We start from the raw sequence: 7,311 nt of genomic DNA, 5'->3' as shown, positions 1-7,311 counted from the left end.
TCCTCCCAGAAAGGTAAAGGGCAACCCTTCCGAGAGGCTCGTCTTGTGCTTGTCGGGGGTGATCACTAAGGAAAGCTCCTAAGAATAATCATCGCAGGAACAATCTGTCTTTTGATTGTTCCGAAGGCGCTTCTGCATTTCTCCTTATGCAAACACCATCTGCACCCAGTAATAGAGAAGAAACAATGTAACGATTGTAGAGATTGGAATGACAAGGATGGATACACTAAGATAGTCCTTCCATTTTATTTTAATTTTATATTTCCTCAATATATGCATCCAAATGAGGGAAGCGAGTGTCCCGATTGGCAGTAATAAGGATCCCATATCGCTGCCAATAATATTAGCTAAATAAATGGTCTTTAATGTAATCGCATCTAGTCCCATTTCAGTCAAAGTAATGGTCCCGATCATTAATGCTGGGTGGTTATTAAATATGTTGGAAAGGATGGAAACAAGTCCGCCCATTATAAAGCTTGCTTGAAACAATCCTCTATTTACAATTGGTTCAAAAGTTTGAACGAGTAATTCTGTAAGCCCCACATTATTAAGCCCATAAATGATCACATACATTGAAAAAGCAAATATGAGAATATGCCATGGTGTTTTCTTTATGATATCTACTGGATTTGTTCCTAAATGATACCATCTCCACATAAGCAAGCCGAGTGATCCTAATACAGCGACTAATTCAATCGGAATAGCTAAATAGGATGCAACGAAAAGCAAGCAGCGCATGACGAAAACAAATAATAATACTTTTAACATTAGTTTTGTTCTCTTCTTTTTCGTTTCAACAGATAGTGACTTTTTTAGAGGATGAAAATGCTTTGTGAAAAAAACCTCGTCTATTTCATCCTTTGTGGCCGGCAATTGCTTTGGAAGCTTCTTCTTTAAAACTAGAAACATAATCGTTGCCATAAATAATAATCCCAATGTCGCTGGTACAAACATCATGGCCGTATGCATATATAACGACATGTCTATAATTTTTAAAGCTATTAAATTGACAATATTACTTACGCCGATTGGTGCACTAGATGCAGTAGCGATTAAAGCTCCACTCAATAAATAGGGGATCATTTGATGTGGTTTTAGCCGTAGATTTCTAAGAAGGATGATTAATAGAGGAGTGGTAATTAGGATGCTGCCATCATTATTAAATAATAGTGTCATTAAGAAACATAGTAATTGAATATACCAATATAGCCTATAGCCAGAACCCCTTGATAAATTTGCAAGTCTGGCAGCTGCCCAGTGAAAAAATCCAAAACTTTCTAGTATGACAGCCATGACAATGGTTGCCATAATCGTAATTGAGGCACCGCCAATTTTATCTATAATATCGAGAATGTTTGCTTTTGATACAATCCCTGTAAGTAAAATAATCAGGGCTCCAACAGAAGCTGGCCACGCCTCATTTAACCCTTTTGGTCTCCAAAAAATGACTAACATTGTGACAATAAAGACAAATATAGTCATACCAATTTCGAAAGTCATGTTATTTCTCTCCTTATACTCGAAAGGACATCTACCCTGCGTGTCCTATATACCATATTTATATTCATCCTAATGAAGCGGGGTATGGACAAACATCCATTTTAGTCAAAAAGTATGTTTATCCATATAAGCAAGATGCCTACAGAGGATAGGAGACTATGTATGCAAATCTTGTTAATAGCGGAGAAATTTTAAGAAAGAATAGTCTTTGATCTTATCTAAAATGTTTAGATTGTAAGAACGTGCATTCGTATTTAGAATAGGGTAAAATTAGGGGAAAAAGATCGAGAGGTTATCAAATGAAAAAGGTGACATTTATCCATGCTGCAGATTTGCATTTGGATAGTCCAATGATCGGGTTAATGAACTTGCCCCAGAAAATATTTAGTAAACTTCAAGACAGCACTTTTGAGGCATTAAAGACAGTTATAGACAATGCCTTAATCCATCAAGTGGATTTTGTCATTATTGCAGGTGATTTATTTGATGGGGAGAATCGCAGTATTCGTGCCCAGATTAGATTTCGTAAAGAAATGGAGCGTCTGAAGGAAAAAAATATTCCTGTGTATGTTGTTCATGGAAATCATGACCATATGGAAGGAAATTGGACACATCTAGCCATGCCAAATAATGTCCACATTTTCTCTCATGAGATAGAGGGAGTCAGGTTTGTTAAGAATGAAAATGTGTCTGTCCATCTTTATGGATTCAGCTATCCTAGAAGGCATGTGTACGATAAAATGATCAATCATTATAAAAAGAAACAGGGAGCGGATTTTCATATTGGGATTCTCCATGGTCATTTGGAAGGGAATAACGAACACGATAAATATGCCCCTTTTTCGATCAAGGATTTACTTGATAAGGAATTTGACTATTGGGCTCTCGGCCACATACATAAACGCCAAACCTTGCATACATATCCTCCAGTTATTTACTCAGGAAATGTTCAAGGAAGGAATCGAAAGGAGACTGGGAGTAAGGGCTGTTACTTAGTTCAATTAACAGAGGAAGAGGCGGAGCTGCAGTTTATTGAAACTTCAGCAGTTATTTGGGAGGAAGTGAAAGTAAATGTCTCAAAGGCTTCATCATTTCAAGAGATATATGACATTTGCAAAAGTCTAATGCAGGAGATTAGGGTAGAAAATAAAGGAACCATTGTATCGTTGGACTTAAATGATGTTTATCTGCCAAATCAGGATATGAGTAGCATAACGAATGGGGATTTATTAGATGCTTTGCAGGAAGATGAATGGGAAGAAGAGGCGTTTGTTTGGGTTTCTAGCTTAACAATAAATGAAAAAGCCTATTGGAATCGAGAGCAATTGGCAAATGAATCGGAATTTTACGCGGAGCTTTTTATGACAGCAGACCAATATGACATCTTAGACAGCAGCATTTCAACTTTATTTAGTCATCCAGATGCAAAAAGGCTTCTGCATAGAATATCAGATGAGGAGAAAAGTGAGATTGCCAAAGAGGCAGAGAGACTATTAGTTAATATGTTATATAAGCAATAGGAGGTGATTGGATGAAAATTAAGGATATCCATATTTATGGTTTTGGGAAATTTACAGATTTGAAAATGACTAATATGCATGAGTTTCAAGTTCTATTTGGAGAAAATGAGGCGGGGAAGTCAACGATTATGTCATTTATTCATAGTATTTTATTTGGATTTCCAACGAAGCTTCAAACAGAGCTGAGATATGAACCAAAAGAGGGCACAAAATTCGGCGGCAGGATGACTGTAGATATAGACGAAAAAGGGATCGTGATCATAGAAAGGGTTAAAGGGAAAGCCTCGGGAGATGTAAATGTGATGCTTGAGGATGGAACTAGGGGTGGAGAAGAGCTTCTTAGGGACCTACTACATCGTGTTGATAAAACCTTATTTCAATCGATTTTTTCATTTAATATACATGGTATTCAAAATGTACATCAAATAAAAGGAGAAGATCTAGGGAAATTCCTATTTTCGGCTGGAGCTTTAGGAACAGATCAGCTTGTTCGTGCTGAAAATTCATTGCAAAAGGAAATGGATAGCCGCTTTAAACAAAATGGCAAAAAACCATACTTAAATGAAAAGCTTAGAGAACTAAAGCATCTGCGCAGTGAATTAAAAAAGGCTGAGCAGCAAAATGAGCATTATTGGAAACTCAAAAGTGAAAAAGAACGTTTAGAAAAAGAACTGACAGATACACAAGCAGAACAAGCCCTGCTCCATTCGATGAAACTAAAATTAGAAGCCTGGATGCAAATTCAGCCGCTTAAGCTAGAGGAAATGGCTATTTTAGAGGAATTAAAGGAGTATGAGGAGATTCAATTTCCTATTGATGGTCTTTCAAAATTAGAACGAATTGAAGAACTGATGAAGCCATTGGAAGGGCAAATTTCTAGCCTTACCGATCGGCTGTCTGTTTTAGCGGAGGAGATTAGAAGTAACACACCTGATATCAATCTGCTAGGTCAGGAGCATGAAATCATGAGGGCTGTCGAAAGCCTGTCATTATATGAAAGGCTTGAACAGGAAGAAAAGGAACTGCAAGAAAGGTGTGCACAGCTAAAGGACGAAGAATTAAGTTTAAGAGAAAAGCTTCATTTAAACATTGAAGAGGAAGATTTAATCTCCATAAATACAAGTGTCTTTATGAAGGAAAAAGTCAAAAACGCTCAGGAAAAATATCGGCGGCTCGATTTGAAAAAAATTGACCTTGATGAAAGATTTAATAATGAAAAGCAGATGCTTGAGGAAATCGAAGATAAAATAAAGGAGTATGAAAAAAAGCTTCAGTCTGAAACAGAAAGAAAAGCTTTGGAAGAAAACATTCGGAGAAATAGAGTTCAAGAAAGGACTCAATTCACAATATTTTCGATACTTTTTTCTGTCTTGATTGCTTGGGGGATATTCGAATCAACACTACCAATCATTTTGCTTGGTGTCATTGGACTTGTTTTTTCAATTTATCTGTTTAATAAGAAATCGGCAAATGCGGATCATGACATTGTTAAAGACAGGAATCAATTAGGACCGCTGACTCAGTTCAAAGTTCAATGGACAGAAAGAAATGCTCAATATGAAAGGGTATTATTGGACTACGAAACTTGGGAAAATGATATGGTTAAGGCTGAAAGGGAAATGATCGAACTTGGAAAAGGCTTGTTTTTGCCTAGAGAAATTGCCCTTGCCTATTTATCTGATGCCTTTGAGCTAATCGAACAGCTAAAAAAGCTTTATCGTGAAAAGAAAATGGCTATTGATAGGCATCAATTAATTACTGCAAAAATTAATGAAATCGTTGAAGCTATCGAGCATCAATGTAATGAGTTTTTAGGATTGACTTATTCGAGCATTCAAGAAATGGCATATACGTTAAGAAAACGATTAAAGGAAGAAATCGAAAAGAATATGGCTTATGAAGGAAGAAAGGAAAAGTTTAATGAGCTAAAGGAAGAAAGACAGAAATATCAGCTAGAATGGAATCATTTCAAACGGAAAAAAGAAGAGCTATTTCAACAAGCATTTGTAACAACTGAAAAGTCTTTCCGGGAAACTGGAAAACTTGATGAGAGGAAACGGACGCTCGAGGAACAATTGCTTCATTTACAGAGGCAGTTAAAGATTGCCACGTTAAATGAACAGGAAATGGAATCGTTTCGGGAAATTGCTGATTTAGATGAACAAATTTACAGCAATACAACAAAGCATAAAATGCATGAAGAAAATATTCCTGTATTGCAAAGCGACATCGCAAAGGTAAAATATGAAATTCAATTGTTAGAAGAAGGAGGCACTTATGCTGATTTATTACATTTATATAAGCATAAGCAGTCAGAATTAGACATAGGGGCACGTGAATGGGCCAAATTTGCTCTGGCAAAGGATATGTTAAATCATACGATTGAACGATTTAAAAATGAGAGACTTCCGAAATTGCTTGAAAAAGCAGAGGAAAATCTGAAGTATTTAACAGATGGCAGATACATAAAAATCTTTCCAAAACAAGAGGGAAGCGGATTCCTTATACAAAGGAAGGATCAGCAATTATTTGAAGCCAATGAGCTAAGCCAAGCAACGGCCGAACAGGTTTATGTGTCATTAAGGCTTGCTTTAGCAGTTACCATTTATGGAAAGTTCTCTTTTCCTATCATTATTGATGACAGCTTTGTTAATTTTGACCAACATCGAACAAAGAAAGTTATTCAATTGCTTAAGCAATTAAACGGGCGCCAGGTTCTGTTTTTTACTTGCCATCAGCATTTATTAACCTATTTCTCAGATGAGCAGATCGTTGAAGTTGGTAAAGAGATGGGAATGCCAATAAAGTGAAACTTCAATCAGTGGGGGTCTGATGTACAGGTCTTGCTAATCCTACAAAGACATTAGGACATGGCTTTAATTGAGTTGACCATCATCCCCTACAGATTGTTAGTTGAACCAATCGGGCCTTTACGGGCTGTTGATCCTCCACATAGAAATTTTCGTTTTATCAACTTCTATTCATTAAGGGTCTTACAGCCCGTTAATCTGCGATAAACTGAAAGGGAATCAATGGGTTATCCATCGATTTCTGTTAGACTCTTATCTGTCTATGATATACTATTTTAATAGAAAGGAGCGTTGGACCACTTATGTCAAAAGGAATTGTCTATTACGAAGTTGGTGAACAGATCGAACTTTTTTTATTGATAAAAAATGCAACAAAAGGAATTGCAAGTAATGGAAAGCCTTTTTTAACCCTTATTTTTCAAGATCAGAGTGGAGAAATAGAGGCGAAGCTTTGGGATGTGTCTGACGGTGATGAAAAGATCTATATGCCGGAGACCATTGTTAAAGTTTCGGGTGATATATTAAACTATCGGGGGCGTAATCAGCTCAGAATTAGACAAATACGCCCAGCCTCCTCAAGTGATTCTGTTAAACTGGCTGATTTTCTTGAAACAGCCCCTTTAAGTACTGACGAAATGATTAGTAAAATCACTCAATACATTTTTGAAATGCAAAATCCAAATCTCCAGAGAATTACGCGTCATTTATTAAAAAAGCATCAGCAGGCATTTTTGGAATATCCGGCAGCAACGAAAAATCATCATGAATTTGTTTCAGGATTAGCTTATCATGTAGTTTCTATGCTTGATTTAGCAAAAGCGATAGCGGGCCTTTATCCAAGTCTGGATAAAGATCTATTATACTCGGGAATTATTCTCCATGACTTAGGAAAGGTCATTGAGCTATCTGGCCCAATTTCAACCGTTTATACGATAGAAGGAAATTTACTTGGCCACATAACGATCATGGTTAACGAAATTGGCAAAGCAGCAGAAGAGCTATCCATTACAGGAGAAGAAGTTCTTATTCTGCAGCATTTAGTCCTTTCCCATCACGGAAAGGCAGAATGGGGAAGCCCTAAGCCTCCGCTCATAAAAGAGGCGGAAATTCTTCATTATATTGATAATCTAGACGCTAAAATGAATATGCTTGACCGTGCGCTTGAACGGGTAAAACCAGGTGAATTTACTGAAAGAGTCTTCGCACTTGATAATAGATCATTTTATAAACCTGCTTTCCATAAATAATAATAAAATCGTCCTCCATATTAGGCAGGACGATTTTTTGCTGTTTATTCATATTTCTATTTGAAAAACATAAATATTTTATAAAAGAGTGGACAACCATTCAAATAGAAAAGCGTAAGCGCCTTCGGAACAATCAAAGGACAATTGTTCCTGCGATGATTATTCACAGAAGCTATCCTTTGTGTCCACCCCCGACAAGCACAAGACGAGCCTCTCGGAAAGGTGAGCTCTACC

4 protein-coding genes are annotated in these 7,311 nt (G+C 36.8%); 3 read left to right on the top strand and 1 reads right to left on the bottom strand.

Annotated elements, in window-relative coordinates; all coding sequences use genetic code 11:
- Positions 1-144: 144 nt before the first annotated feature.
- Positions 145-1,500 (bottom strand): arsenic transporter, encoded by a 1,356-nt coding sequence (locus tag V7149_RS06750; RefSeq protein WP_335344881.1) that lies wholly within the window; start codon positions 1,498-1,500, stop codon positions 145-147.
- A 299-nt stretch (positions 1,501-1,799) separates the two neighbouring features.
- On the opposite strand from V7149_RS06750, the gene V7149_RS06745 reads away from it, so the two are divergent.
- From V7149_RS06745 to yhaM, 3 genes are all read left to right on the top strand, one after another.
- On the top strand, positions 1,800-3,020 hold the full coding sequence (locus V7149_RS06745) for a metallophosphoesterase family protein (protein WP_335344880.1): 1,221 nt from the start codon (positions 1,800-1,802) through the stop codon (positions 3,018-3,020).
- Positions 3,021-3,031: 11 nt separating this feature from the next.
- On the top strand, positions 3,032-5,830 hold the full coding sequence (locus tag V7149_RS06740) for an ATP-binding protein (RefSeq protein WP_335344879.1): 2,799 nt from the start codon (positions 3,032-3,034) through the stop codon (positions 5,828-5,830).
- 302 nt (positions 5,831-6,132) lie between these two features.
- Entirely contained in the window at positions 6,133-7,077 is a 945-nt protein-coding gene (yhaM, locus tag V7149_RS06735; RefSeq protein ID WP_335344878.1) for a 3'-5' exoribonuclease YhaM, read from the top strand.
- Positions 7,078-7,311 lie beyond the last annotated feature (234 nt).

The organism is Bacillus sp. JJ1503, from assembly GCF_036965125.1.
Classification (GTDB): Bacteria; Bacillota; Bacilli; order Bacillales; family Cytobacillaceae; genus Cytobacillus.
The sequence above is the reverse complement of the archived record's forward strand: the minus strand, read 5'-3'. Positions and strand labels throughout refer to the sequence as shown.

What these genes read in the sequence shown, in the direction of transcription:
- V7149_RS06750 (WP_335344881.1), bottom strand. Translation starts at nt 1,500, where the DNA reads ATGACTTTCGAAATTGGTATGACTATATTTGTCTTTATTGTCACAATG.
- V7149_RS06745 (WP_335344880.1), top strand. Translation starts at nt 1,800, where the DNA reads ATGAAAAAGGTGACATTTATCCATGCTGCAGATTTGCATTTGGATAGT.
- V7149_RS06740 (WP_335344879.1), top strand. Translation starts at nt 3,032, where the DNA reads ATGAAAATTAAGGATATCCATATTTATGGTTTTGGGAAATTTACAGAT.
- yhaM (WP_335344878.1), top strand. Translation starts at nt 6,133, where the DNA reads ATGTCAAAAGGAATTGTCTATTACGAAGTTGGTGAACAGATCGAACTT.